We start from the raw sequence: 24,749 nt of genomic DNA, 5'->3' as shown, positions 1-24,749 counted from the left end.
GCGAGGTTTGGGCCTTAGGGGGTTAAGAAGATTTGATATGGAAGACCGGGAGATACGAGCGGCCCTGGATCGCCACTGGGCCGCCTCCGATGCGAACGATCTCGAGGCGGAACATCAGATTTATCGGGAGGACGCGGTGCTCGACTATCCGCAATCGGGCGAGCGCATTCGCGGACGGCGAAGCATTCAGTCGTCCCGCGCCGCGCAGCCGAACAAGAAACGCTTCACGGTGCGGCGCATCATCGGCACGGGCGACCTCTGGGTCACGGAATTTGTCCTGACCTATGACGGGCGGCCGTCCTACACCGTGAGCATCATGGAGTTCCTCGATGGCAAGGTGGCCCGCGAGACCCAGTATTTCGGCGATCCGTTCGAGCCAGGGCCTTCGCGTGCGGAATGGGTCGAGCGGATTCCTTGAACCCTGGCCGCCATAAGGATGGTCATCCGCCGCCCACTCGCCCGCCCGGAGCTGCCGAACGATACTGCCGCCCTCGCCGGCTATCTCATTGGCAAGTTGGTGGTTCGCGAGTTGCCGGAAGGCGTCGCCAGCGGTCGCATCGTCGAGACCGAGGCCTATGTCGTCGGCGACGCCGCCGGGCACGGCTATCGCGGGATGACGCCGCGCACCCGCTCGCTGTTCCTCAAGCGTGGGCACGCCTATGTCTATCTCGCCTACGGCATCTCCTACATGCTCAACGTCTCCAGCGAGACGACGGGCACCGGCACCGGCGTCCTGATCAGGGCGCTCGAGCCGCTCGAAAGCATCGAGATCATGCGGGCAAATCGAGGCATCGAGCGCTTGCGCGACCTGGCGCGAGGACCGGGAAGGCTCGCCTCGCTCGACGGGCTCGATCTTTGCCGGAAAGGCCCTGTGGCTCGGACATGGTGAGGACGACGAGCCCGGCGAAATCGGGCAGAGCACCAGGATCGGCATTTCGCCGGATGCGGACCGACTCCTACGGTTCTATGTCAGGCAGAGTCCGTTCGTCAGCGGTCCGGGATCGCAACCCGTCAGCGGAGAACAGCGTTGAGCGCATCAAGCAACGCAGTATCCGTGAACGGTTTTAGGAGACATTCGATTGTCCCACTCCGACGCAGACGCCCACAGACCTGTTCATCTCCATGGGCTGTAATGAAAACGATCGGAATCTGCCGACCCTGTTGCGTCAGCTCGCGTTGAAGCTCGATCCCGGACATACCAGGCATTGCGATGTCAAGGACCAAGCATTTGGCTTGATCGATCAGTTTCGAAGCCAGGAATTCTTCTGCCGAGGAGAATGCCTCGGCTTCATGGCCGAACATGCTGATTAGGTCCGGAAGCGACTCGCGAATGGACTCATCATCGTCGATTACAGCGATGTATGCTCGTCGTATCATTATGCATTTCCAGTACTATCCGGGAAACTTTGGCGGGGCATGATCAAAATTGTTGGCCGATACCCCATAATCAGGGAGGAGCGGAGAAAGCAGGCCTTAGGGCCTGGGCCGTCGTTACGCTCGGCCCAAACGCGGCCCTGGTGATTCTCGATTATGGTCTTGCTGACGGAAAGACCGATGCCCCATTTCATTGCTTTTGGTCGTATAGAATTGCCCAAAGAGTTCCTCGGGCCTTAGGGGATCAAATCTGCTGAGGTAGCGCTGAAGCCACTTGTTCTCAGAAAGGAGAACCTCGAGCTTCATGGTCAGCTTACAGTTCGCGGCGAGAGCGCTTTGCGGAGCGCGCTCAAGCAGCATAGGCTGCGCCAGCGTAGCCACCTAACTCCCCTCCAAGCCCGCAGGATTTGATGCCGCACCAATGGACGCTGCCCGCTCCCATTCCGAAAATCCATAGCACCTTGGTATCGGTCTAAGGGTTTTTTCTGTTAACGTCGGTCGTTGGGCGGAGGCAAGGCCCCGATTTTCGGCGGAGATTTCAAAAATAAAGCGTCCGCGCATGACGATCATCGACGATGACATCATGAAGGAGAAGCGGCAGCCCGCCTACGGGGGGCGGGTCGGCGCGCAGACCCGCCCTGAGCTGAGGGCGCGGGCAGGTCTGCACTGGCAGGGGTCAGGCGCTACGCAACGACCCGAACGCGGCCCGAAGCTCGTTGGTGAAAACCTGCGGCTGTTCCCAGGCTGCGAAGTGACCTCCCTTCGGGAGACGGTTGTAGTAGATCAGCTTGGGATAGGCCTTCTCGGTCCAGCTCCGCGGCGCCATGTAGATCTCGTCCGGGAACGCACTCACGGCGGCGGGGAGCGGCACGCCTTTCGGCGCGAAGAAGGCCAGCTTGCTTTCCCAGTAGAGGCGCGCCGACGAGACCGCGGTGTTGGTCAGCCAGTAGAGCGCGATGTTGTCGACGACGTCTTCCTTGGACAGACCTTCGGACTTTCCGTCGAAGACGCGGGCAATCAGGTCGTAACTGCGCGCATCGTGATCGAGCATCCAGGCTGCCAGCCCGATAGGTGAATCGGCCAGCGCGTACAGCGTCTGCGGCCGGTTCGCCATCTCCTGGGCGTAGGCAAGCCCATGCTTCCAAAAGAAGTCGAGCTGATCCCAGGCATAGCGTTCGTCGGCCGACAAGCCGGACGGCGCTGGGCCGCCCGCCGCGAGCGCACTCGAGACTTCATCCGGCAAGGTGGCCGGCATGTTCGTGTGGATGCCGACAAGACCCGGCGGCGTCTGCAGGGCCATCTGCTCGGTGACGGCATTCCCCCAATCGCCGCCCTGCGCCACATACCGCGTGTACCCAAGGCGGGTCATCAGCTCGCCCCAGGCCCGCGCGATCCGGATCGGATCCCACCCCGGCACCGTCGGCTTGCCCGAGAAGCCGTGCCCCGGCAGTGAGGGGATAACCACGTCGAAGGCGTCGGTGGCGCTGCCCCCGTGGGCCGTCGGATCGGTCAGGGGACCGATGATCTTCAACTGCTCGATGATCGAGCCGGGCCACCCATGGGTGACAATGACCGGCAGCGCGTTCGCGTGCTTCGAGCGGACGTGGATGAAGTGGATGTCCAGCCCGTCAATTTCGGTAACGAACTGCGGCAGCCCGTTCAGGTAGGCCTCGCATTTGCGCCAGTCGTATTCGCTCTCCCAATAGTGCGCTAGTGCCTGCATCGTCGCGAGCCGAACGCCTTGGGTGGTGTCGTTCACCGTCTCGCGCTCGGGCCAGCGCGTGACTTTGAGACGCTGCTTGAGGTCAACGAGATCCGCGTCCGCAACGTGGATACGGAACGGGCGGATGGCGGCAGATCCGCCACTCGTCGAAATCGCCCCGGCGACACCCGCCGAGGTAATCATTGCAATAGCCCCTGCGGCGGATGCCGCGAGAACTTCCCGGCGGGTGGAGATTGAAGATAATGGTGACATCTGTACCTCCTCATAATTTGGTCAAAGCTGCTCGCCTCGAGACAGCATCAACCCATGAGGCCAGTAAGTGCCGGTCGGCTCTATTGGACGTTGGTATCGCCGATACCTTGGTATGCTCCCGCGTCAAGCGCATCTCACCGCAACCCCGAGGCTCCGCCACGTGACCTCTGGGCTGATGCCTGAGGCGCTTGCGGCAGCACAGCGCCAAGGGCGGGCGCACCCACGCCGTCCTCGTCGGTACAAACGTATCGGCGATACCTGGGTCCAATGGATTTTGTGGGGCAGTGCGGGTCTGATTGCGGTGAATCCATACTTCGGCGGTGACGTCGATCTTCCGAAAGGGAATCGCCATGGGCAAACTTATCAGAGCAGCGGCGCGGACTGAGGCCATGAGCGTGGCCACCTTGACGTGGGCGCGGACCTGTAACATCAGGTCGACCGTCGTGCTGGTCCACGGCGCCTTTGCCGAGTCCGCCGGTTGCAACGGGGTCCTGACCCGCGACGGCTATCCAGTGGCCGCCAACCCTGTGCGCAGCGTAGGCAGCTACGCGGCCTGCGGGGCGAGCGTCGTCCACGGCGCGGAAGTCTGCGAAGCTGATCAAGGGCGCCAAGGCTACAAGCCTGGCGCGCCTCACGGCATCACAGCCACGCATCAGGATCAGATCAACGCCGACCTGCTCGCCTTCATCTCAAATCACGATCGCGCGTCGTCAGCAATTCCGTGGAGGAGCCAATGACCATCTTTGGTAACCTTTCGCGGACCTTGAACCGCGTGTCAGGCGGCGCGCGAGGCCAAACGTTGTGCGCTCGCATAGCCGAGCGGTCGCCTGAATGCTGGTTCTCTCAGCTTCTGTCATGGATAGTAGAGCCGAACCATTGCGCCATCGAGCTGGCGCGCTGGCATAGGCGCGGAACATACGCGGCGACACGGCTACCGTACGGATAGCCACGGCCGCCAACGACAGCATAGCGAGCCTATGCCGATACTTGTCAGGCTGGGGTAACGCACCAGTCGTGATCGACCCGGGGAACCGGTTATCCCTTGAGGAAAGGGGCTTTTCTGGAGTTCTTGGGGGCCTCTGGCTGTAATCTGAGCGTTAGGCATTACACATTCGGCTGAGGTCTCCGAGGTACAATATTGAAGCGCATTTGAACCGTTAGTACGCGAGGCATCTTCTTCGGCGTGTCGAAGGGCCTTATTGCCGGTCTTTCGGGGAGAGCAGTGATCCGGTATAATTCCGCGGCGATGACGGCTTGTATGAGCCTGTTTGCGGACGCTGATTTCAGCCGCCATTTGACTTGAATGCAGAAAGCGCGTGCCTGGGGCCTCTCTTGCAAATCTACAGCCATTCGTTTTGGCGGCCGACGATCGGACTCGACCCCCTCCACCCTCCCCGGGACTTGGCTGTGTAGAACGCTCAAACATTTTCTAAACCGCCTGCCTGCTACGCCGAACCCGCAATCCGCAACACAACGTTGAGCATCTGAACGGCTCTATCGAACGCTGACGCCTCGTAAGCAGTCAGGAGAGCCGCCACCCTAGCTGGAGGCAAAGTCCGGATTACTTTGACCTACTTCGATAAGATAACCATCCGAATCTCGGATATAGCACCGAGTTTCTCCATATTTGTCCTTCGGCTCAGTGATAAAATCAGCTCCGCGGCTGCGCCAAAGATTATAACACTCTTGAATATCTGCAACGCGGATGTTCATGAAGCTACTAACCGAATCCGGGCTCGCCGGTATGCCCAGTGTCACCGAGGGCTTGTCCGGAGTAGGACCGCCTCCGACGTTGAGGATGAGCCAGGTGTTGGCCATCTGAACATACCCAGGGGCGCCTTGCGCATCGCCTCTGCTCAGGATGCGACACCCAAACACCCTCTCATAGAATCGAAGCGATCGTTCAATGTCAGCCACGGTTAAAAAATGCGCAACGCTAAACCCGTCCTGCGGCGGCATCCGATAGCTTTCCCCTTCGACCTGCACATCGTTCATAGGTACCTCCAACGCAAAGCCCCGTTGCGTTTTAAATGGATCCGCGAGGCCGGAGATAAATCGGACCTTAGTATCGGTCATGGTTCGGCTTGATAGTGCTGCGAGGGGGAAGCCCTATCTGTTCGTTGCGCACCGTCCTTCAATGCCGCCGCGCATTTCTGGTCGCCATGGTCGGCGAGGTTTTTTGGTCACTCTGGGCAGGTTGGGGTCGACACAACATCCCCTCAGGACCGTCAAATCCAGTCGGCGGTTGCATATTTGATGAAAATCCCTGTCCTCATGTTTTGATGGTGGGTTAACCTCGCACGGTGCGGAGCCGGCGGCTCGCGTCCCGGTCATGGATCGCGCTGTTGAAGCCAAACCACATAGACACCAAGGTATAGACGACACCTTCGTTCAATAGATTTGTCGTCAGCGCGCGGCTCTGATGAAGTCAGTTTTTTGAGAAAGGCCAGGCCATGCGAACCTTCATCAAGACCGCCGCAATCGTTGGGGCGTTCAACCTAGCTATCAGTGCGGCAATCGCGAGCGAACCGAAGCCCACCATCGTCTTGGTCCACGGCGCCTTTGCAGAGTCAGCCAGCTGGAACGGCGTGGTCGCGGATTTGATCCGGGACGGGTTCCCGGTGATCGCCGCGGCCAATCCTTTGCGAAGCGTCGGTGGCGATGCGGCCCACGTCGCAAGCGTCGTTGGTTCGGTCAAGGGGGCGGTCATTCTTGTCGGCCATTCATACGCCGGAGCGGTGATCTCGGCGTTGTCGGAATCTAATGTGAAGGCACTGGTCTACGTCTCAGCCTTCGAGCCGGACGTTGGCGAGAGCAGCCTGGAACTAACCAATAAATTCCCGGGAAGTACACTCGGCTCCGCCCTCGCGCCCCCAGTCAATCTGCCAAACGGCGAGCAAGACCTATACATCCAGCAGGAGAAATTTCCGGCCCAGTTTGCCGCCGATCTGCCCGAGGCCGACGCGCGGCTGATGGGTGCCGCCCAGCGTCCTGTGAATCAGGCCGCCCTGACCGACCTAGCGGTTCGGGCGGCGTGGAAAACGATCCCGTCCTGGTCAATTTACGGCGCCGCAGACCGCAACATCCCGCCCGCTGCTATGGCTTTCATGGCCAGCCGCGCCCATGCGCGGGAGGTCGTGGTCGTCCCGGGCGCTTCGCACCTGGTAATGGTCTCCCATCCCCATGAGGTGGCCGCGCTGATCGAGGATGCGGCGAGCGCCAAATAGGGATATGTGATTTTCCGCGGGATGAGGGCCTGCTCTTCGCCCAGGGCCTATTAAAGTAGGACCTCCCTTTGAATGTTGGTCGACGGCATTTGAATAGCCTCGACCGACCGGGTGCGTATGCTGCATGTTGCCACGCTCGGCATGACGAACCGGATCCGCGAGCGAATTTGTGCGCCGGCGTCAAGCGATCACGAGGACTTGTGTCGACTGCAAAGATGATGCCGCGGCTTTCGAGCCTTCACGGGCATTGCAGGAGGGTTTGAGCTTCGCATCGCACATCAATTGATGGCACGACGATAGCCCGATCGGATGCCTGCCGCTCCATGATTCTGCATGAGGGAGAGTATTTCAGCGACAATCTGGTATCGAGAACGAGAATGTCGCCCCGGGACCGTCATTGGCTTGCGCCCAAAGGCGACCGTTGTGCCTCTCGACGATCGATCGGCTGACGGACAGTCCGATTCCCATGCCTTCGCTCTTCGTAGTATAGAACGCCTCGAAAAGCCGTTCCGTGCCCTCCGTCCCGAAACCGATGCCAGCATCGCGTACAGAAAAGCGAACCTGGCCATCGGCATCGCGGCTTGTGCAGACGGATAGCAGCCGTGGACGATCGTCGACGACGCTCATAGCGTCCGAGGCGTTGCGCAGAAGGTTCATGATCACCTGCTGCAGTTGCACGCGATCGCCGGCGACCGGCGGTAGGTCGTCAGCCAGTTCGGCACGGAGCATCACGCGGTTGCGCTGCAAATCGCTCGACGACAGTGCAATGACTTCTCGCGCGGCCTCGTTGAGATCGACCGGCTCATTGGTCACCTCGCGCTTGCTGAAGAGCGCACGTAATCGCGCGATCACATCCGTGGCACGATTACTGTCACGTATCGCACGTCGCACTGTCTCTCGGGCGACTTCGATATTGGGTGGATCGCTTGCGAGCATGCGAAGGCAGGTGCTGGCATTGGTGAGTATGCCCGCGAGCGGCTGGTTGACTTCGTGAGCTATCGAGGCTGTCAATGCGCCCAGGCTCATTACGCGAGTGACCTGGGCAAGCTCCGATCGCAGCTTCTCCACCGCTTCCTCAGAGCGCCGGCGTTGCGTAATGTCGAGCACTGCCCCGATATACTCGACCTGATCTTCACGATCGCGAGCACGGTGGGCTATCAAACGTAGGTACTTGATGGAGCCGTCAGGCAGCACGATTCGAGGCTGGTATTCGAAATCGCTCTCACCGCGCTTGGCCCGCGCCACCATATCCTGCAACTGCGGCTCATCTTCAGGATGGATCCGGCTGGCAATCCGATCGAGCGTTACGCTAGTCCCCTGCTTGAACTCGAAGATCCGGTAGAGTTGTTCGGACCAGACGATGTCGCCACTCACCACACGCCAGGAAAGGTTCCCCATTCGAGCCAGATCCTGGCCTTCTGCCAGGAATGCCTCGCTGCGCCGCAACCTTTCTTCCATCTGCTTTCGCTCGGTTATGTCGCGTGTGATTCCCAGTTGCGCGACTGATCGGTCTCCGTTGCGCAAGGGAGCCGCATGGGTCTCCATGTGACGGCGAACGCCCAGCGCATTGATCAGGTCGAACTCGATGAAGCCTTTTTGCCCGGCGCAGATACTGTGGTGGAATGCCCTATACTTTTCGCGGTGCTCGGGAGCGACAAAGTCAAAGAAGTTCTGGCCGACCAGCGCGTCGGCCGACGAAACGCCAGTCATGACCGCGCCGGCGGAATTTACACGCAGCACGGTGCCCTCGCGTGCAATCACTTTCACGGATTCGGGCGTCGTTTCGACGATTGCGCGGAAGCTTTCCTCACTGTGCTTCCGGTCCTCAATGTCAGTATTGACACCATACCATTTGACAATGTTCCCACTGTCGTCGTGCAACGGACTTACGCGGAAGAGGAACCATCGATACTCGCCATCAAAGCGGCGAAGCCGCGCTTCGGCCTCGCCCGACAATCCCGAGGCGAGCACAGACTTCCAGATTGCGCTAAGCCCAGCCAGGTCGTCAGGGTGGACAGCTGACGACCAACCCCAGCCTTGAGCTTTTTCTCCCGACACTCCAATGTAGTCGAGATAATGCTTACTCAAAAACTCGGCCGCACCGTCCGGTCGCGCGGACCATGCCAAGGCCGGGATAGTATCGATGGTGAGCCGCAGATTGCGCTCGCTTGCGGCCAGCGCGTCTTCGGCCCGCTTCCTTTGATCGATATCCATGAGCAAATGGAGCCAACGTAGGATGTTACCTGGCTGGTCCGGCAAAGGCATGCCGAGGACGTTGTTCCAGCGGTACACCCCGTCGGCTCGGCGAAGCCGGCTCTCCATGTTGTATGCGCTCCTTGACCGGTGCGCCTCCAATTGGACAGCAATCGATTGTTCGACATCATCTGGATGGACGACTTCGGAGGCTTTCCATTCCTTCAGTTCGTTCAATGTCTTGCCAAAAAATTCCAGAGCAGGTCGATTGACGCCCTCGACTTCGCCGGTGGCCGTCGTCACCGCCGTGGGTACGGAGATGCTGTCGATAATCAACTGCAGGTCGAGGTCGCGTCGCCGCAGCTTTTGCTCTGCGCGCCGAACATCCTCGACGTCGGTCGCTACCCCCAACCATTTGACGAGTCGTCCGGCCTTGTCCTGCAACGGGTTGAATTGCATAAGAAACCTGCGATATCTCCCGTCCCAGCGCCGCAAGCGCGCTTCCATCTCACCTGGCTTCACGGATTTCAGGATCACTTGCCACTCTTCAAGCAGTTGCGGCAGATCACTCGGCTCGGCCGCAGCCTGCCATTCCCAGACACCGCTTTGGCCCATTTGAAAGCCCGTGTACTCCCACCAGAGTCGATTGATGAAATCGGCAGATCCGTCCAGCAATGTTGTCCACGCCATGACCGGAAACGCATTCAATATCTCGCTCTGATCAATCTCCATTGCTGCAGTCCTCTTGAAACTGCCACGACAATCCGCAAGCCGTTCTTGCGGTTGCCTTCTGCCGCGGCAACGCCCACCGCGCCTGTAGCCAAATGCTATCGGCAGGCTCGATCGGACGCCTCTTTGGCTTTGTTCGTGCAACCCTCTCTGTTCGGTTGATCTCGCCAGGGGTGGTACGTGAGAGCATTCGCATCGTCGAACCCGTCTTGTGGCCTAAACGTCAGTTCGCCGATGACCGCACCTGACAGTCCGATCACCATTTCCAGGCACCACGGTGCGACGGCTTTGGTTGGCTGGAGTCCAAAAGTAGTTTCTTTATGAACAGCCCAAGAAAGCACGATCAAACCCTCGGCACGATGCCAGCCGGTCCGAGCCATCTCCTGGAGCCGGTTCCTTTGGCCGCGGTCTCGTGCCAGGCCGCGGTTCGAGATCATAGGGCTTTCGGGTTGTCATCTTGGTCCAGGGCGAGCGATCGTGGTTCTGGTCTATCCTGACTAAGCCGTAGTCGTTATCGTGAGCGATGAAGGGCTCTCATTTGGTGACTAAAATGACGATTTCATCGGCCGTGCTCTATTGGCCGCTAGGACTCGATGGTTCTCTTTTAGTCGACTGGAATAAGCTATCGTTTAGGAGGAGGGCATGCGTCTCTTCCGACGCGTTCTGAATTCACCGTGCCAAAGCACCGATCACATGGACAAATGTCCATGTAAAGCTGACGTCGATGACGCCAATTGCCCGATTACTGATGCCTAGGCTCGTCCGAAACCAAGTTCAGCGCACCCGCCATTCGGCTGAGTTCGGGAAGCGACTGCGCCCTCATTTTCCGCATCAGATTTGTCCGATGTACCTTGACGGTGGATTCGGAGATCCCGAGATCGCTGGCAATCTGCTTGTTCAGGCGGCCGGCAACGACTTCGACCAAGATCTCACGCTCCCGGGAACTAAGTGAGTCGAAACGCTCGCGAAGCGCACGCAGCATCTTGTCGCGATCCTTGTGGGCCCGATCGCGAGCAAGGCCGGCCTCAACGGCATCAAGTAGATCCTGATCGCGGAAAGGCTTGGTGAGAAATTCCAGCGCACCGCCCTTCATCGCTTGCACGCTCATCGGTACGTCAGCATGCGCCGTCATAAAGATGATGGGCAGTTGTCGATTGGCTGCAATTAGCTCTCGCTGAAACTCGAGACCACTCTGCCCCGGCAGCCTCACATCCAGAACCAGGCATGTGGGGCCGTCCGTGGAATCAGCCTTGAGAAATTCGGAAACGGACGAAAATTGCCGTGTCTCTAAGCCGACCGTGCGCAACAGGCGCGCAACCGAGTCACGAAACTCGGGATCGTCATCAATGATCAGGACCCTGGGATTTGCGTCACCCATCCGGTACTTGCCTTTAAGCTGAGCGCATCTTCCGACGAGATCAGCTTCATCCTACAGGCAGTCGCCGAAATCGAACAGCACCTGTCATCTAAGCGAACAGCTGAGCGACCTAAGCCATCGCTTAGGGATCGCGGCATTGCATCGCAAGGAACTGCGGTTGACACTGTAACGGTGTATGCAGGCGCGAGATCGAGGGGCGCCGTCGAAGCGAGGCTAAGGTGCCTGATCCCTTCATATCAAAGCCATCGCTGATATCGATTGTTGACGACGATCAGCCGTTTCGCGACTCGATGCGAAGACTGGTCACACTATTGGGCTACAATGTAGAGGCCTTTCCATCAGCTGCCGATTTTTTGGCCTCTCGTGTCTTGGCTGAGACCGCTTGCCTGGTCGCCGACATTCACATGCCCGGCATGACTGGCATTGAGCTCCATCGACATCTAGTCAAGGTGAGGTGCGCCCTCCCAACCATCTTGGTGACGGCATACCCCGATGAAGCCGCGAAAAAACAGGCGATGAAAGACGGCGTGGTTTGTTACCTTGGCAAGCCTGTGGACGATGGCGAGCTTGAGCACTGCCTTAGCTTGGCCTTAAGCGCCAAGCCACTTGGAGAACATTCATGAGTCGTCCGGCGGGGGCGGCAGAGTAAACTGAAATAGGGCGCCGAAAGGCTTGTTCGGCTCCGCCCATAGCTGGCCACCGTGGGTTTTGATGATGGATTGGCAGATAGACAGCCCCATCCCGACTCCGCTGTCCTTGGTGGTGTAGAAGGGTTCGAACATACGCTCAAGATTTTGCGGACTAATGCCTGGCCCGGTGTCCGCGACTTTGACCAGCACCACTTCGTCAGCTTCGCCTTGTTCAACCTTGATCGTTAGCGCATTTACTCGTTCGTTCCCCGAACCCATCGCGTCCACAGCGTTGAGAACCAAGTTTACTATTACCTGTTGCAGCTGAACGCGATCACCTTGAACAGGAACCCGTCCTTCCGGCAAGTGAGCAGTGACCGCAATTTTGTTTTTCGCAAATGCGCTGTGTACCATGACAAGTGCCTCGCGGACCGCTTCATTGAGATCGAAGGGTTCCTTACGCGGAGGCGCTTTTTTGATGTGATCGCGTACACGGCCGACGATGTCCCGAGCCCGATCGGCGTCCCTGACGACACAGCCGATTGCCTCCCTGGCTTCATCCAGATTTGGCGGATCCATCTCCAGAAAACGCATCCCCGCGCGCGCGTTGTTGCGCGCCGTGGCAATGGGATGCAGGATTTCGTGAGATAGCGAAGCAGCCAGCTCTCCCATTGTGCTCACGCGATTGATGTGAGCGAAATCCGACTGCATCTGCTGCAATCGGACCAACGCTTGCGTGCGATCCTCGACATCGGTCAGCAAAACGTACCAGCGGGTAATGCGCTCCGATGCGTCGCGGACTGGAATGCCGCGGATGTCGAACCACCTGAATTCGCCATCGAATCGTCGCAAGCGCGCCTCGATCGAATAGGGAACGCCCGAAGCGATAGACTTGTTGAAAATCTCTAGAAGGCGCGACATGTCGTCATGATGTACAATTCCGCCCAGGCCCGAGCTTCTCAGTTCATCCAAATGCCGGCCACAATAATTGACGATTTGGCGATTTACGGCTTCGACTTCACCGTTGGGCGCCAAGATCGCAACGAGGCCGGGTATCCCATCAATTGCAGAGCGTAAGTTTCGTTCACTTTCACGGAGTGCCTCTTCGGCGCGCTTGCGTTCCGTCAGATCGAGTACGAAGGCGACGCCTCCGTTACGGCCTTCTTCAAATCGAGTGCCGCCAAGCAACACAGGCGTTCGACCACCATCCTTACGAAAAAACTCTTTCTCGAACGCTTGAAACGTACCGTTTGCACTCAGCTCTGCCATGGCACGTTCATCCCGTTCGCGCCACTCGGCCGGGGTCAGGTCCTTCCAACGCAACCGGCCGGACACGACATCCTTACGCTCGTAATGAAGGATACGCAGGAAAGCCTCGTTGGCTTCAACGATGGTGTCTTCGTCACTCCAAATGCAGATGCCCAGAATGTTGGCGTCAACGAGGCGCCGGATCTTTCCTTCTCGATCCGCCAGATCGCGATAAAGTCGCGTATTCTCGAGCAAAATTGCAGCTTGCGACGCAAGCATCTTCAGGACGGTGACACGGTCCGGCGTGAACACATCTCGGATCAAATTGTTTTCAAGATAGAGAACGGCGATCAGCTTACCCTGGTTGACCAACGGGAGACAGAGGATGGAATGAACATGGCCTTGAACGATGTGAACATCGCCAGAAAATGGGTTTCGGGCCGCAGCATCGCCGAGGATCACGGTCTCTCCGGTTCGCATTGCGTAGCGAATTAGCGTCTCTGGCATCTGGGCCGTGCCGGGCGCCCGCTGTTCTGGTACTCGCACGACGACGAGCTCACCTCGCGCGGTCGCTTCTGCGTCTATCCGCAATTCTCCATTCTCGGGAGAAATCAGAAGCCCCCGCTCGGCGCCTGCGTGCTCAATAGCCGATCGCATGAGCCTGTCGATTAGCGTTTCCAGTACCATCTCGCCCGATAGCGCTTGCGAGACTCGGACTATCGTCGCGAGATCGAGATGCTCGACCGGCGTCGTGATCGTGGAGGTCGGACTGGGGATCGGGTGCTCAGGCCTGAGCCCAGGATGCAGCCGATCGAGTTGCCTCACCTTTCCATCGGCTCCCCAGCGGAGATAACTGTCACGGGCATTTCGAAAATACGCGCTCGCAATCGTTTCGAAGCCGCGGGCAGCCCAGAATCGCGCGGCCAACTCGTTAGCCAGGCCTTCGTTGTGTACAAAGCCTTGCTCGCGGGCCAAACGAATTGCCCGCTCGTAAAGCTGCATCGCGTCGTTTTCTCGTCCTTCAAGCCTGGCTAGTTCAGCGCCCAGGAGTGCCGCGCGATTGGCGAAATTCTCGGGCCCGCTCTCGGCCCAGTCAGCGATCCGGTCGTGATGAGAGCGCAATTCCTGGAGAGCATGATGCCGGCCATCCGGAATAGCGGCTTCGGGATATCCAGCCCAGGCGAGCGCCGTGTAGAAATGGTATTCAGGCAGCTCTTGCTGGGACGGTAGGGTCCAAAGAAGCGATTCCGATTTCGATGCGGCCTCCAGCGCGCCAACATAGTCGTCGGCGTGGACCTTGGCCTGCAGTTTTCGAATCCAATATCGCGAGGCCGCGATAGCCAGGCGAGCATCACCTTCAAGACGCTGCTCGAAAGATCCTTCGCGGAATTCATCATCCTCGAACGAATTCAGATCAGTTGTTTGTCCTCGGAGCGCCCGGATCAACCTGACTTGCGCTACGATGACGTCGCCGATCTGCCCGAAGCCCACGCTTTGCACAAAAGCGAGAGCGCTGTTGGCCTCGTTCTCGACCTCCTCAAGTGGGTGTCCCGTTGCCAAAAGATTTGTAACCAGGTCGACCCGCGCGAAGGACGCAATGGTCAGATCGCCGACAGCCCGAGCGGACTCGAAGGCGCGTTGGAACAGTTCCTGACAGGTAGCCAGGGGCTGTATCCAGTGCGCGGTGAAAAGTGTAAATCCATAGTAGGCGATACCCCTGCTGCGATGGAATCCGCGCTTCTCGACCAATTCCAGGGCAATTTTACCCACCCGGTATCCGGCCTGAGCTTGGTCCGGATACGGACTTGGCACACTGCCTAAGACTGCGTACGCAAGACACGAGCCTTCGGTGTTTCCGTATTCAAGGCTGAGAGCAGCCATATGGATGATGATGAGGTGAAAAAGATTCACGTCGGTGAACTGCGCCGCTCCAATCACCGCCGTTAGCACGTTCATCGTCGCCTGCTGGTTCGGATCGCTCATCGCTGGCAGATCAAGCAGCGACTCGATCGATAACGTCTCGATCTGCCGCCACAATCGACCGCATTCCTTCCTGACATCTTCTGCTGTCGGGTGCAGCCGCCATCGGGGCTGATGCCGACGCAGATAGGCGTGACCCACGGCGACGGCATCGTCGCTTCGATCCATCACCATGTAAAGGTTGACGCGTAGAGAGACGACAGCGCCGGCATCGATGGGGTTTTGAGCGCGCTTCGACAGCGCTGAGAGGCGCCGTTCCGCTTCCGCCAGTCGCCCAACCAGATACTGGCACTCCCCCAATTGGAGCTCGATTTCGAAGGTGAGCCTGCGGTTCCGTGCCCATGCTGCTTTCCCAAGCAGGGAACGGCCGGCCGAGAGATAGTTCATCGCCGCCATTGAGGCGCCTGCCGCTTTTGCCCTTTTCCCGGCCATCAGGTTTAGTTCAGCGACTTGTTCTCGTTCCGGCTCGGTCGTGATCAGTCTCGCGGCTCGATCAAACTGGTTGACTATGTTGAAGATCGCCTCGCCTCTCTCTTCCGGTGGGATACCGGATGCGAGCAGTCGACCGATTGTCAAATGTGCTTTGGCTCGCGACCTTCTCGGGATCATCGCATAAGCGGCTTCCTGCACGCGGTCGTGAGCGAACCTGTAACTGCGGTCAAGGCGGTAGATCAGCTGATCGCGCAGCGCCTCCCAGAGGACGCCATGCATCTGTTCCTCGGGCATCTCCAGAATCATCGAGAGCGTCGCCATGTCGGCAAGGTTACCGAGGCATGCCAGCTGTCGTAACGCGTTCTGCGTGTCGGGTGGTAATCGCGCCAGCTTCGGGGCGAGAAACTCCACGACATTGTCCGTATATTGCTTTGCGCTGATACTGGTAAGGTCCCAGGTCCACTGCCCCTGCTCGTGATCGAAGATTAGGAGGCCTTCGTCGGCCAATACGTGCAGGAACTGGACCGCAAAGAAAGGATTGCCGTTCGTCTTCGCATGAACCAGTTGGGCCAGGGAGGACGCCCGCTCGACTTCGCAATGGAACGAGGCAGCAACAAGTTCCCCCAGATCCGGCACCGTCAGCGGGTTGAGCTTGATTTCCTCAATCCTGCCGAGGGGACGCATCATGTCCAACTTGCGCATGAGGGGGTGTGCCGCCGTGACTTCATTGTCGCGGTACGCACCGATGAGAAGGAGATTGTGCAGGTCGGACCGGCCCAACATATCCTCAAGGAAGTCGAGAGTTGCGGCGTCGAGCCACTGCAAATCATCGAAGAAGAGGGCCAGGGGATGCTCAGGCCGCGCAAATACGCCAATGAACTGCCGAAGCGCCAGATGAAAACGCCGTTGCGTGTCCTGAGGCGGCAGCTCAACCGCCGGAGGCGGCGCTCCGATAATGAGCTTCATTTCGGGAACGAGGTCGACAATCAGTGCAGCGTTTTGGCCCAATGCTTCCCGCAACGCGTCGCGCCAGGGAGCAAGTTCGACTTCGCTTTTGCCGAGTAGCGGCCGGATCAGGCTTTCGAAGGCTTGTGCAAGCGTTGAGTAGGGGACGTCGAGTTTGTATTGATCGAATTTGCCGGAGGCAAAAAGCCCCCGCGGAGGAACGAGTACCGGCTGAAGCTCGTTGACAAGCGAGGATTTGCCGATGCCGGAATAGCCGGAAACCAGCACCAATTCGGGCGGCCCACCTTTGACAGTCCGGTCGAACGCGGCAAGCAAAATCCCGATGTCTCTCTGCCGACCGTACAGTTTTTCCGGAATCAAAAGGCGATCCGGCGTGTCGTGTTTGCCAAGCGAAAAGTCGTCAATCCGGCGCTGCGCCCTCCATTCCTGCGCGCAGCGGCGAAGGTCGCTTTCTAGGCCTGAGGCGGTCTGGTAGCGGTCTTCAGCCGTCTTCGCGAGCAACTTCATTACCAAGGCCGAAACGATGTCCGGGATATCGCCCAACCGTTCAGCAGGCGCGACGGGCCATCTGGCGAGGTGGCAGTGTACCCATTCCATTGGGTCTTCGGCCGTGAACGGCAAAGTTCCGGCGAGCATTTGATAGAAGGTAATGCCGAGAGCGTAGAGGTCACTGCGGGAGTCGATCGACCGGTTCATTCGCCCGGTCTGTTCTGGCGCCATATAGGCGAACGTACCGGCGATCGTGTCAGCAGGGTGGACTGGCTGGCGCTCCCGCGTTAACGGCGATGCGATACCGAAACCGGTCAGCCGCACTTGATCAGTCGCAGCGTTAACCAGGATATTCGCGGGTTTGATGTCTTTGTGGACGAGCCCGCGGCGATGGAGCCTCTCAACAGCCTTCGCAATTCCGATGGCCATGCGCAGAAAGCGACCTATTTCCATAGGCCCCGTGATAAACTGGTCGAGCGGCTCACTGCTCTCATCGTCGAGTACCAGGGTGGTTCGACCACCGTCGCGCACGAAATCCAGAGGTCGCACCGCCCATACCTCGTCGAGCTTATCCCGAAGGTCATATTCATGCATGAGGCGATCGACGCTTGCGCGTGACGGGCGCCTCGCGGCAAGCTCGACCATGAGGACAGCACGGTGTTGACCATTGTCGGTTGTTCGCCAGCCGCGACGGAATATGCGCTCGCCGTCCTCCCACAAAATTTGAGAGTTGTTGCCTGAATAGTCTTGGCCGATCGGTGGCGGCTCCATTCGTCAGACTCCGGGCCACACTAGATCGGCCGCGGGCACCTTCCATTGAGCTGCCTGAGGCACGCCGATGCGGCATCTGATAAGCAACAATCTGACGCGTTTAGCGACGCTTTGCTAGCCCGGCAGCGCAGAAGGTGGCTGACGCCGACTTGGCCTTTGGCCAACCTCAGCAGGATGGGTCGATCCAACTCTTTTCGGAGTTCGAATCTGACGTGGTGGCTGACCTGGCCAAGCCGCGAATCTCACTCACGGCATCGAAGACTGGCGCCCGGCTTTTTGATTGGGCGCCGGATTACCTATTGCTAGATGCGTCGACGCAATGAGCATGCGCGCTTCTTACCGAATCCGGGCCGCCTTGCATCGGGAGACGGGAGAGAGGGCGGGCCGCAAGCGGCAAAGCTGTATCTCCTGGCGCCAGCAGCTTCGTCGTTGAAGGGGGCGAGGCCGTCGAGCGCGCCCGGGGCGGCGCGAGCCCGGAAGGCGGCGCCGGCGTCGCTGGGCGTGTCGGCGGTGGCGAGCGCCCAGGCCGGGACGGCCGGCGATGCGGTGGGGCAGGCGGTCGCGGGATCGAGGCGAATCATACTTCGAGGGTAAACCGCCCTGCGCTTTTCGCCATGATTTTCACGCCAAAACGCGCAGCCTGTCGAGCGGATAAAATGAACGATAATGCAACAGTATCAAGTCATTTAAGCATGCCAGCCCCGCCCATCGTAGCGGGCAGTGATCTCTATTGGCTCTACTGACGCAGTGTCTGCTTTTGGTGCGGGTTCTGGATCGACTCTATAGCTGAATGTAGGCGCAAAAGCGGTCATCACGCGGTGGCCGACCCAGGCCGGCTTCGAGCCATAGTTCCGGCTCGGCAGAAGTCACAGCGCATTCTCCCGAGGTCGCGGCGACCATCCCATTCGTAGGCCGTTACCGCCTTTTGCCGCACACACCGCCAACGGCCTTCCAGCCTTGAAACGCCTGGACTATATGTGGCTGCAAGAACCTGACTGACGAACACGAGGACAACGGAACATAAGGGCAGGCATAATCTCCCCTCCCCCTCTTATGGATCAAGTATCGTAAACTGAGAGCGGGAACATAGCGTATCTGAATTGGCCCACTTCAAAGCGAAGATGGCCATAACTAATTGATATTGAACAGTTTTGGTGGGCCCGGAGGGTATTCAGAAAGCCATAAAAATCAATTGGTAAGAGATCAGTGGGACTTCAGAGCATTCAAATCTTTTCCAATGTTTTTCAATGTTGTTGTCCCACTCAGAAGTGCCTCAGTCCACCAAGCCGACGCACTGAACGCCTCACTCCGAAGGGAGGTTTGCGCAAGGCGAAAGGAAGATCGCGTCGGTGTGCAGCCTTCCTGAGAAAGGTCGCGGTAGCGCCAACTGCTGACGCTCAGCGCGAAGACATCAATGTCCTGTTATGGGGCCGTCAGAGGACCGGCCGCTTGTCGCGCCAAGAAGCGATAGCAGACATGCAACTAGGTGGTACAAAATCTCTAGCGTGACCCTTTCGAGACATTTGCGTGCGGCATTTGCGTCTCGAAAGCGGTTCTTTAGTGCTACCAGCACCAACGACCGTCGGCGGTCGTTCAGAACACGGGTTACCGTCTCTAAACCGTATATTGGACCGGGCAGCCGCCGGAAATTGATCGAATGGAGGTGATCGCATGTCAGGAGGCGTTCAAAAACGACCTACGACCGCGATCTTCATCGCGGCCGTTTTCATGGTGTCATTCCCGGCTATGCTGACAAGTTCTTTATGATCGGCAGCTTGCGGATCGTCTTGCCCGTCGCCGCCCGTAGCGCGTTGGCGACGGCCGGGCCGATCGGCGGCACACCCGGCTCGCCAACGCCCGTGGGCGGCTCGTCGGACGGCACAATGTGCACCTCGACGCGCGGCATCTGCTCGATCCTGAGCGGCATATAGGTGTCGTAGTTCTCTTGGTCTACGACACCGCCCGTCAGGGTCAGCTCCTCCTGGAGGATCGCGCCTAGCCCGAAGCCGATACCGCCCTCCATCTGAGCGCGGATCTGGTCAGGATTTATCGCGGTGCCGCAATCTACCGCGCAGACGACGCGGTCGACTTTGAAATCATTTCCATCGTTGAAGGTGATCTCGACCACCTCGGCGACATAAGTCGAGAGGCTTTCATGCAGGGCCACGCCGCGGAAACGGCCTTCCGGCAGAGGCTTGTCCCAGCCTGCCTTCTCAGCAGCCAATTTCAGCACGCCGGCATGCCGTGGATGGTGACCGAGCATCGACATGCGGAAGTCGACCGGATCACGGTTCGCAGCGGCGGCGAGCTCATCGATCAGGGTTTCCATTGCGTAAGCGGTGTGGGTGGAGCCTACCGAACGCCACCACAGCACTGGGATGTTCACGTCCGTGGTGGTCAGCTCGACCTTCAGGTTCGGGATCGCATAGGGCAGGTTGGTGGCGCCCTCTACGGAGGTCGGATCGATGCCGTTCTCGATCATCGCCGCAAAGGGCGAACCGCCCGCGATCGATTGGCCCACGATGTGGTCATGGAGAGCGACGACATTGCCTTCCTTGTCGAGCCCCGCCTCGACTGCGTGCACATAGGCCGGCCGGTACCGCCCACCCCGCATGTCGTTCTCGCGGGTCCACTGCACCTTCACTGGCTTGCCGGGTCCCAGTGCACGCGCTGTGGAAACAGCTTCGATAATGAGATCTGCGTCCGAGACCGCTCGGCGGCCGAAGCTGCCGCCGGTCTTCATCACGTGCAGCCTCACCTTGTCCGGCGTGGTGCCGCCTACTTGAGCGGCAGCCGCCTGATAAAGGTCGGGCATCTGGTGTCCGCCCCAGACGTCGATGGTGCCGTCTTCGTTGATTCGGGCGGCCGCGTTGAGTGGCTCGATCGAAGCATGGACAAGATAGGGGAATTCGTAGTGCCCTTGGATGACTTTCTCAGCACTGGCCAACGCTGCGGGAGTGTTACCGTCGTCGCGCGCGGTGGCCGCGCCCGGATCGTCTGCTGCCTTAGTGTATTCGGCCATGATCTCGGCCGTGCCGCGCCTTTCGGCCTTCTCTTCGTTCCAGGTCACCTCCACGAGATCGCGGCCCTTGAGCGCCGTCCACATGTCCCTGCCGACCACGGCAATGCCGCGCGGCGTCTGGACGACATCGACAATGCCGTCGAGTGCCTTGGCCTTGGAGGCGTCGAAGCTCTCGATCTCAGCGCCGAACTTCGGCGGATGGATCATAACGGCCGTATTGAGTCCATCCATCTTGAGGTCGATCGTGTAGGTCTGCGCGCCATTGGTCTTGCCGGCGGAATCGTAGCGCTTGAGGCTGTCCGATCCGATCTGGGCCCACTTGTCGCGCGGCTTTAGCGGCACGTCGTCGGGAACCGGCATTCCCGCTGCGGCTTCAGCCAGGTCACCGAAGCGCGCCTGCATCCCTGAGGCGTGCGACACGACCCCGGAAGCGACTGTGATCTCGCCGGCTGGCACGTCCCACCGCTGCGCCGCGGCCGCCACCAGCATGGCCCGTGCGGCAGCACCCGCCTTGCGATAGCGCTCCCACGACGAGCTCATCGACGTGGAGCCACCGGTTCCCTGCGCGGCCCCGCCCCAGGCGAGATTGCCGTAGAGCGCGGTATTGCCATATCCGCCGACCACGTGGACCTGCGCCCAGGCGCCGTCGAGCTCTTCCATAACCAGGGTGGCGATGCCGAAATAGGAGCCTTGTCCCATCTCGAACTGCGACGAGTGGATGACGATTCGGTTCTCCGGTGTGATCTCGACATAGGTCTGGAAGGGGTTCGCCTGGACCGCTGCAGGCGTCGTTTGTGCGTTGGCGGGCGCGGCCATCATTAGCCGGTAGCCCACGGCGAGGCCCGCGGTGGTGACGGCCGTGCCGAGGAGGAACTGGCGGCGCGTGGGCCCCACGGCATTATGCTTCGGGAGAAACTGCAACATGCCTCAAGTCTCCAGCCGGTTGGCGGTCTCGTGGATGGCCGCGCGGATGCGATGATAGGTGGCGCAGCGGCAGAGATTGCCGCTCATCGCCGAATCAATATCATCGTCCGTCGGCTTCGGCGTCTCTGTCAGGAGGGCCACGGCCGACATGATCTGGCCAGACTGGCAATAGCCGCATTGAGGTACGTCGAACTCGGCCCACACGGCCTGGACCGTTTCGCCGATCTTGCCAGACACGCCCTCAATGGTGGTGATCGAGGCTCCTTCGATGTCGCCGACTGCGGTCTGGCACGAGCGCGTCGGCATGCCGTTAACGTGAACCGTGCAAGCGCCGCACTGGGCAAGGCCGCAACCGAATTTCGTTCCTGTGAGTCCGATGCCGTCACGGATCGCCCAGAGCAGCGGCATCTCTGGATCGACGTCGAGTGTTCGCGCCTCGCCATTGAGGGTAAATGCGACCATGGCTTGCTCTCCTTGTCCTGAGCTGGCTATCTCGTTGCCCCTCCGCCCGGCTAGAAACCGGACTCTTCTTGCTGAGGCATAGCGACCACAGACTAGGATCGCGCAGCTCGAGCAACAAGCCGCTAGCTGGCAATCGCGAGATCGTGAAGTGGCTCGTGTCGAAAGGCTGGAGGCAACTGAATGTCATTTTTGGGCCGACCGGCCGGTCAGTTTCCGGCTCGATGACCTGGTTGGCAGTCATTCCGCTTCTAACCCTAAACACCAGACATGAACTGTAGCAGCATCATAAAAGACGACATCAAGCGGCGATTTTTCGTTGCGCTGCACCGCTAGCTCGTTCGCGTGGTTCATGATCCGCTGGTTATCCGCGGATGCTGGTTCACCATAGATGCCAACACAGAGCTTGCGAAACTTGCCACGCGCTATGCGGTTAAGGATGTGGTCGTCATTCGTAGCGAGCGAATGGCCGAAAATGAAGAAGCAATGGCTGGCGGTCTTCACATTCGCGGTGAACTGCTTGAAGCCTTGGTACAGGTGGGCATTGTGACGGATCTTCGCCTTCTTCTGGGCGCTGGTGGGCTGATGAAGGGCGGCTTAGGGTCATGATTTCCGGTTCATCGCGCTGCAATGACCGATGAGTCACAGACGCCGCATTTCGCGCTAGACCGCAGCTGCGGTATTCTCGATCATACGCTCACCCATCCTATTCGCACCTCGTTGCCCCCGTTCGCCGCACCTATCGATCGGAGGCTTCCAGCCTCGCGATAGCCGCGCTATGCGGCTGCACACAACCTGACGACGAACAGGAGCAAGATTGGACATACAAGCCAGCACAAGATCGCCCTCCCCCTGTCCTTGCTCGTTTTCATGCGAAAATAATCAACTGAGTGCTGCGGGGATAGCGAGGCCGATTTGGCCCACTTCAGAGCGAAGTCGGCCATAAGCCATTGACATTAAACATTTTGGTGGGCGCGGGGTGCTTGGAAAGTCAGAAATATCAAAGGCTTATTCGACAGTGGGACTGTGTTGCGTTGCTACGCTCACCGGTCTTTTCCGTTTGATTTGTCCCACCCTGATGCCGATTGCGGTCATTCGCCGCTGCCTTGGTCAATTCCCGATTCCACAAGCATCCGGTCCTGGGTGGGCAGACGGCCTTCCTAGTGGCAATTAGCCAGCGACACGTTGACCTTTCTCGTCATGCGCGGGTGAAATCTGCGTTCGACCATATACGTCGTCGAAGCGAACGATATCATCCTCGCCGAGATAATCGCCGCTCTGCACTTCAATGATCACCAGGTCAATTCTGCCTAGGTTCTCCAGCCGATGCTTATGGCCGCAGGGGATGTAGGCTGATTCGTTTGTCGCCAGGAACAACTCCTGCTCGCCATTGACGATTTTCGCGGAGCCGCTGACCACGACCCAGTGCTCCGAACGATGATAGTGCATCTGCAGGCTCAGCCGCCGACCGGGCTTCACCTCGATGCGTTTGATCTTGAAGCGCTCGCCTTCCTCAAGAACCGTGTAGGTACCCCACGGCCGGTGTACCGTGCTATGGACCAGGTGAGCTTCATGTCCTGAAGCCTTGAGGCCCTCGAACAGCTTCTTGACGTCCTGAACGCGGTCGCGGGATGCGACAAGCAAAGCGTCCGGGGAATCGACGATCACCAGATCGCTGACACCGACCGTGCCGATGACGCGCTTGTCGGAGCTCACATAGCTGCCGGTCGTGTCGACCATATGCACATCGCCGCGTATCCTGTTCCCGCTTTCGTCGGGGGCGATCAAATCGGCCATTGCGTTCCAGGATCCGATGTCGTTCCAATCCATGTCGCAGGCAACCACGGCAAGTTTGTTCGTCTTCTCCATGACAGCGTGGTCGAGCGAGATTCGCGGGGCGGAGCCGAAATGCTCAGGCGCGAGTTCGATTTTGGCAAAGCCTTCGCCTTGACTGAAGCGCCCGTTCTCGTAGCTGTCGGAGACGGCCTGGATCACCGCGGGGCAATGCGATGCCATCTCGTCGAGCATGGTTTGTGCGCTAAAGCAGAAAATGCCGGCGTTCCAGAAGAAGCGCTTGGACGCGACATAGGCTTTGGCTGTGTCCAGATCCGGTTTTTCAACGAAACGGACGACTTTCTCACCATCCGCTTCGATATAGCCGAATGCCGTGTCCGGTCTGGTTGGGGCGATGCCCAATGTGGCGATCCGCCCGAGCTTCGCATGTTCGATGGCCCGGCACATGACGTCTAAAAATGCAGGCAGGTTGCCAACCATGTGATCGGCTGGGAAGACGCATAGAATCGCGTCAGGGCCTTGCGTTGCCTTGGCATGGATGGCGGCTGCCGCAACGGCTGCGGCCGTATCCCGGCCTTCAGGCTCGAGCAGAAAGGTGCGTGGCAGGACCACGGAATCTAGTTCGTCGAACTCGTCCTTGGTAAGGAAGAGGTGTTCCCCAGATGTCACGGCGACGAGTTCCACTACGCCCTTTATCGAACCGACGCGCAGCACAGTGTGCTGAATGAGAGAATGTCCATCTGCTACTTTAAGGAAAGGTTTGGGGTGCGATTGCCTCGAAGCGGGCCATAGCCGCGATCCGGCTCCACCGCTGATGATGACGGGAACCACTTTCATTAAACAACCTCGATTTCGTCTCTGGACGTCATTGCCCGCGCCCTTAGCGTCAGCGTCACGACCGCCGTCGCTCTAGGATGGTCTTGCGGCGCTCCGAGTAACAGCGAAGTTCTGGCGCGTTGCCGGACGGCCGCAGATGAATGATCTCGTCATTCTGTATTCGTGCCCTAAGGCCGTTGGTTTCATCAACGTCGGCAACAGTCCCGAATGGAGCCAAGAACTGCTGCAGTGTGTCCGGATCCTCGAGCCTGCGGATCAAGCTGAGCAGCTGCGGGACATTTAGCGTATGCCATGGCCCGCCTCTCGTGAATTGCGGTCGATG

16 protein-coding genes are annotated in these 24,749 nt (G+C 59.1%); 5 read left to right on the top strand and 11 right to left on the bottom strand.

The genetic code is table 11. The annotated features are described in order from the left end of the window. Positions 1-37: 37 nt before the first annotated feature. Complete coding sequence (locus NKH70_RS23850) at positions 38-418, top strand: nuclear transport factor 2 family protein (protein ID WP_353016481.1); 381 nt, start codon at positions 38-40, stop codon at positions 416-418. Positions 419-436: 18 nt separating this feature from the next. After that, complete coding sequence (locus NKH70_RS23845; RefSeq protein WP_353016478.1) at positions 437-889, top strand: DNA-3-methyladenine glycosylase; 453 nt, start codon at positions 437-439, stop codon at positions 887-889. A gap of 122 nt (positions 890-1,011) precedes the next feature. Here NKH70_RS23845 and NKH70_RS23840 read toward each other — a convergent pair whose 3' ends face one another. Beyond that, positions 1,012-1,377, bottom strand: a complete 366-nt coding sequence (locus NKH70_RS23840) for a response regulator transcription factor (protein ID WP_353016475.1) — start codon at positions 1,375-1,377, stop codon at positions 1,012-1,014. 673 nt (positions 1,378-2,050) lie between these two features. Continuing rightward, the gene (locus NKH70_RS23835; RefSeq protein ID WP_353016472.1) at positions 2,051-3,349 is read right to left on the bottom strand and encodes an epoxide hydrolase family protein; all 1,299 of its coding nucleotides are present in this window, start codon (positions 3,347-3,349) and stop codon (positions 2,051-2,053) included. 389 nt (positions 3,350-3,738) lie between these two features. On the opposite strand from NKH70_RS23835, the gene NKH70_RS35835 reads away from it, so the two are divergent. Then, on the top strand, positions 3,739-4,086 hold the full coding sequence (locus tag NKH70_RS35835; protein ID WP_502908393.1) for a hypothetical protein: 348 nt from the start codon (positions 3,739-3,741) through the stop codon (positions 4,084-4,086). A gap of 802 nt (positions 4,087-4,888) precedes the next feature. Here the strand turns inward: NKH70_RS35835 and NKH70_RS23825 are convergent. Beyond that, a complete protein-coding gene (locus tag NKH70_RS23825; protein ID WP_353016470.1) occupies positions 4,889-5,344 on the bottom strand; it encodes a VOC family protein in 456 nt (151 codons plus the stop codon). 458 nt (positions 5,345-5,802) lie between these two features. On the opposite strand from NKH70_RS23825, the gene NKH70_RS23820 reads away from it, so the two are divergent. After that, positions 5,803-6,576, top strand: a complete 774-nt coding sequence (locus NKH70_RS23820; RefSeq protein ID WP_353026190.1) for an alpha/beta fold hydrolase — start codon at positions 5,803-5,805, stop codon at positions 6,574-6,576. A gap of 348 nt (positions 6,577-6,924) precedes the next feature. Here the strand turns inward: NKH70_RS23820 and NKH70_RS23815 are convergent, their stop codons facing one another. Both NKH70_RS23815 and NKH70_RS23810 read right to left on the bottom strand, forming a co-directional pair. After that, positions 6,925-9,501 carry a PAS domain-containing sensor histidine kinase gene (locus NKH70_RS23815; RefSeq protein ID WP_353016465.1) on the bottom strand — a complete coding sequence of 859 codons (2,577 nt, stop codon included), beginning with the start codon at positions 9,499-9,501 and terminating at the stop codon, positions 6,925-6,927. Between the two features lie 739 nt (positions 9,502-10,240). Then, entirely contained in the window at positions 10,241-10,876 is a 636-nt protein-coding gene (locus tag NKH70_RS23810) for a response regulator transcription factor (protein ID WP_353016463.1), read from the bottom strand. 218 nt (positions 10,877-11,094) lie between these two features. Between NKH70_RS23810 and NKH70_RS23805 the strand changes: the two genes are divergently transcribed. Further along, positions 11,095-11,499, top strand: coding sequence for a response regulator transcription factor (locus tag NKH70_RS23805; protein ID WP_353016460.1), 405 nt, complete (start codon positions 11,095-11,097; stop codon positions 11,497-11,499). On the opposite strand, the gene NKH70_RS23800 is transcribed toward NKH70_RS23805, so the two are convergent. The 6 genes from NKH70_RS23800 to NKH70_RS23775 form a co-directional block, all read right to left on the bottom strand. Beyond that, positions 11,494-17,391 carry an AAA family ATPase gene (locus NKH70_RS23800; protein WP_353026188.1) on the bottom strand — a complete coding sequence of 1,966 codons (5,898 nt, stop codon included), beginning with the start codon at positions 17,389-17,391 and terminating at the stop codon, positions 11,494-11,496. The genes NKH70_RS23805 and NKH70_RS23800 overlap by 6 nt on opposite strands. Before the next feature lie 1,744 nt (positions 17,392-19,135). Next, positions 19,136-21,337: a xanthine dehydrogenase family protein molybdopterin-binding subunit gene (locus tag NKH70_RS23795; protein WP_352700478.1), complete on the bottom strand. Its 2,202-nt coding sequence runs from the start codon at positions 21,335-21,337 to the stop codon at positions 19,136-19,138. A gap of 3 nt (positions 21,338-21,340) precedes the next feature. Next, a complete protein-coding gene (locus NKH70_RS23790; protein ID WP_352467057.1) occupies positions 21,341-21,799 on the bottom strand; it encodes a (2Fe-2S)-binding protein in 459 nt (152 codons plus the stop codon). A 237-nt stretch (positions 21,800-22,036) separates the two neighbouring features. Next, a complete protein-coding gene (locus NKH70_RS23785) occupies positions 22,037-22,333 on the bottom strand; it encodes a DUF4917 family protein (RefSeq protein ID WP_352700502.1) in 297 nt (98 codons plus the stop codon). A 633-nt stretch (positions 22,334-22,966) separates the two neighbouring features. After that, the gene (locus NKH70_RS23780; RefSeq protein ID WP_352700477.1) at positions 22,967-24,427 is read right to left on the bottom strand and encodes a mannose-1-phosphate guanylyltransferase/mannose-6-phosphate isomerase; all 1,461 of its coding nucleotides are present in this window, start codon (positions 24,425-24,427) and stop codon (positions 22,967-22,969) included. A 55-nt stretch (positions 24,428-24,482) separates the two neighbouring features. Then, positions 24,483-24,644: a hypothetical protein gene (locus NKH70_RS23775; protein ID WP_352479197.1), complete on the bottom strand. Its 162-nt coding sequence runs from the start codon at positions 24,642-24,644 to the stop codon at positions 24,483-24,485. Positions 24,645-24,749: the final 105 nt, after the last annotated feature.

This window comes from Mesorhizobium sp. M0991 (assembly GCF_040318915.1).
In the GTDB taxonomy this organism is placed as follows: domain Bacteria; phylum Pseudomonadota; class Alphaproteobacteria; order Rhizobiales; family Rhizobiaceae; genus Mesorhizobium.
This window is presented reverse-complemented; position numbering and strand designations above follow the sequence as displayed.

Excerpts from the sequence above, each read along its gene's own strand:
- NKH70_RS23800 (WP_353026188.1), bottom strand. The coding sequence starts at position 17,391 with ATGGAGCCGCCACCGATCGGCCAAGACTATTCAGGCAACAACTCTCAA.
- NKH70_RS23835 (WP_353016472.1), bottom strand. The coding sequence starts at position 3,349 with ATGTCACCATTATCTTCAATCTCCACCCGCCGGGAAGTTCTCGCGGCA.
- NKH70_RS23850 (WP_353016481.1), top strand. The coding sequence starts at position 38 with ATGGAAGACCGGGAGATACGAGCGGCCCTGGATCGCCACTGGGCCGCC.
- NKH70_RS23820 (WP_353026190.1), top strand. The coding sequence starts at position 5,803 with ATGCGAACCTTCATCAAGACCGCCGCAATCGTTGGGGCGTTCAACCTA.
- NKH70_RS23845 (WP_353016478.1), top strand. The coding sequence starts at position 437 with ATGGTCATCCGCCGCCCACTCGCCCGCCCGGAGCTGCCGAACGATACT.
- NKH70_RS23790 (WP_352467057.1), bottom strand. The coding sequence starts at position 21,799 with ATGGTCGCATTTACCCTCAATGGCGAGGCGCGAACACTCGACGTCGAT.
- NKH70_RS35835 (WP_502908393.1), top strand. The coding sequence starts at position 3,739 with ATGAGCGTGGCCACCTTGACGTGGGCGCGGACCTGTAACATCAGGTCG.
- NKH70_RS23840 (WP_353016475.1), bottom strand. The coding sequence starts at position 1,377 with ATGATACGACGAGCATACATCGCTGTAATCGACGATGATGAGTCCATT.
- NKH70_RS23780 (WP_352700477.1), bottom strand. The coding sequence starts at position 24,427 with ATGAAAGTGGTTCCCGTCATCATCAGCGGTGGAGCCGGATCGCGGCTA.
- NKH70_RS23810 (WP_353016463.1), bottom strand. The coding sequence starts at position 10,876 with ATGGGTGACGCAAATCCCAGGGTCCTGATCATTGATGACGATCCCGAG.
- NKH70_RS23795 (WP_352700478.1), bottom strand. The coding sequence starts at position 21,337 with ATGTTGCAGTTTCTCCCGAAGCATAATGCCGTGGGGCCCACGCGCCGC.
- NKH70_RS23825 (WP_353016470.1), bottom strand. The coding sequence starts at position 5,344 with ATGAACGATGTGCAGGTCGAAGGGGAAAGCTATCGGATGCCGCCGCAG.
- NKH70_RS23815 (WP_353016465.1), bottom strand. The coding sequence starts at position 9,501 with ATGGAGATTGATCAGAGCGAGATATTGAATGCGTTTCCGGTCATGGCG.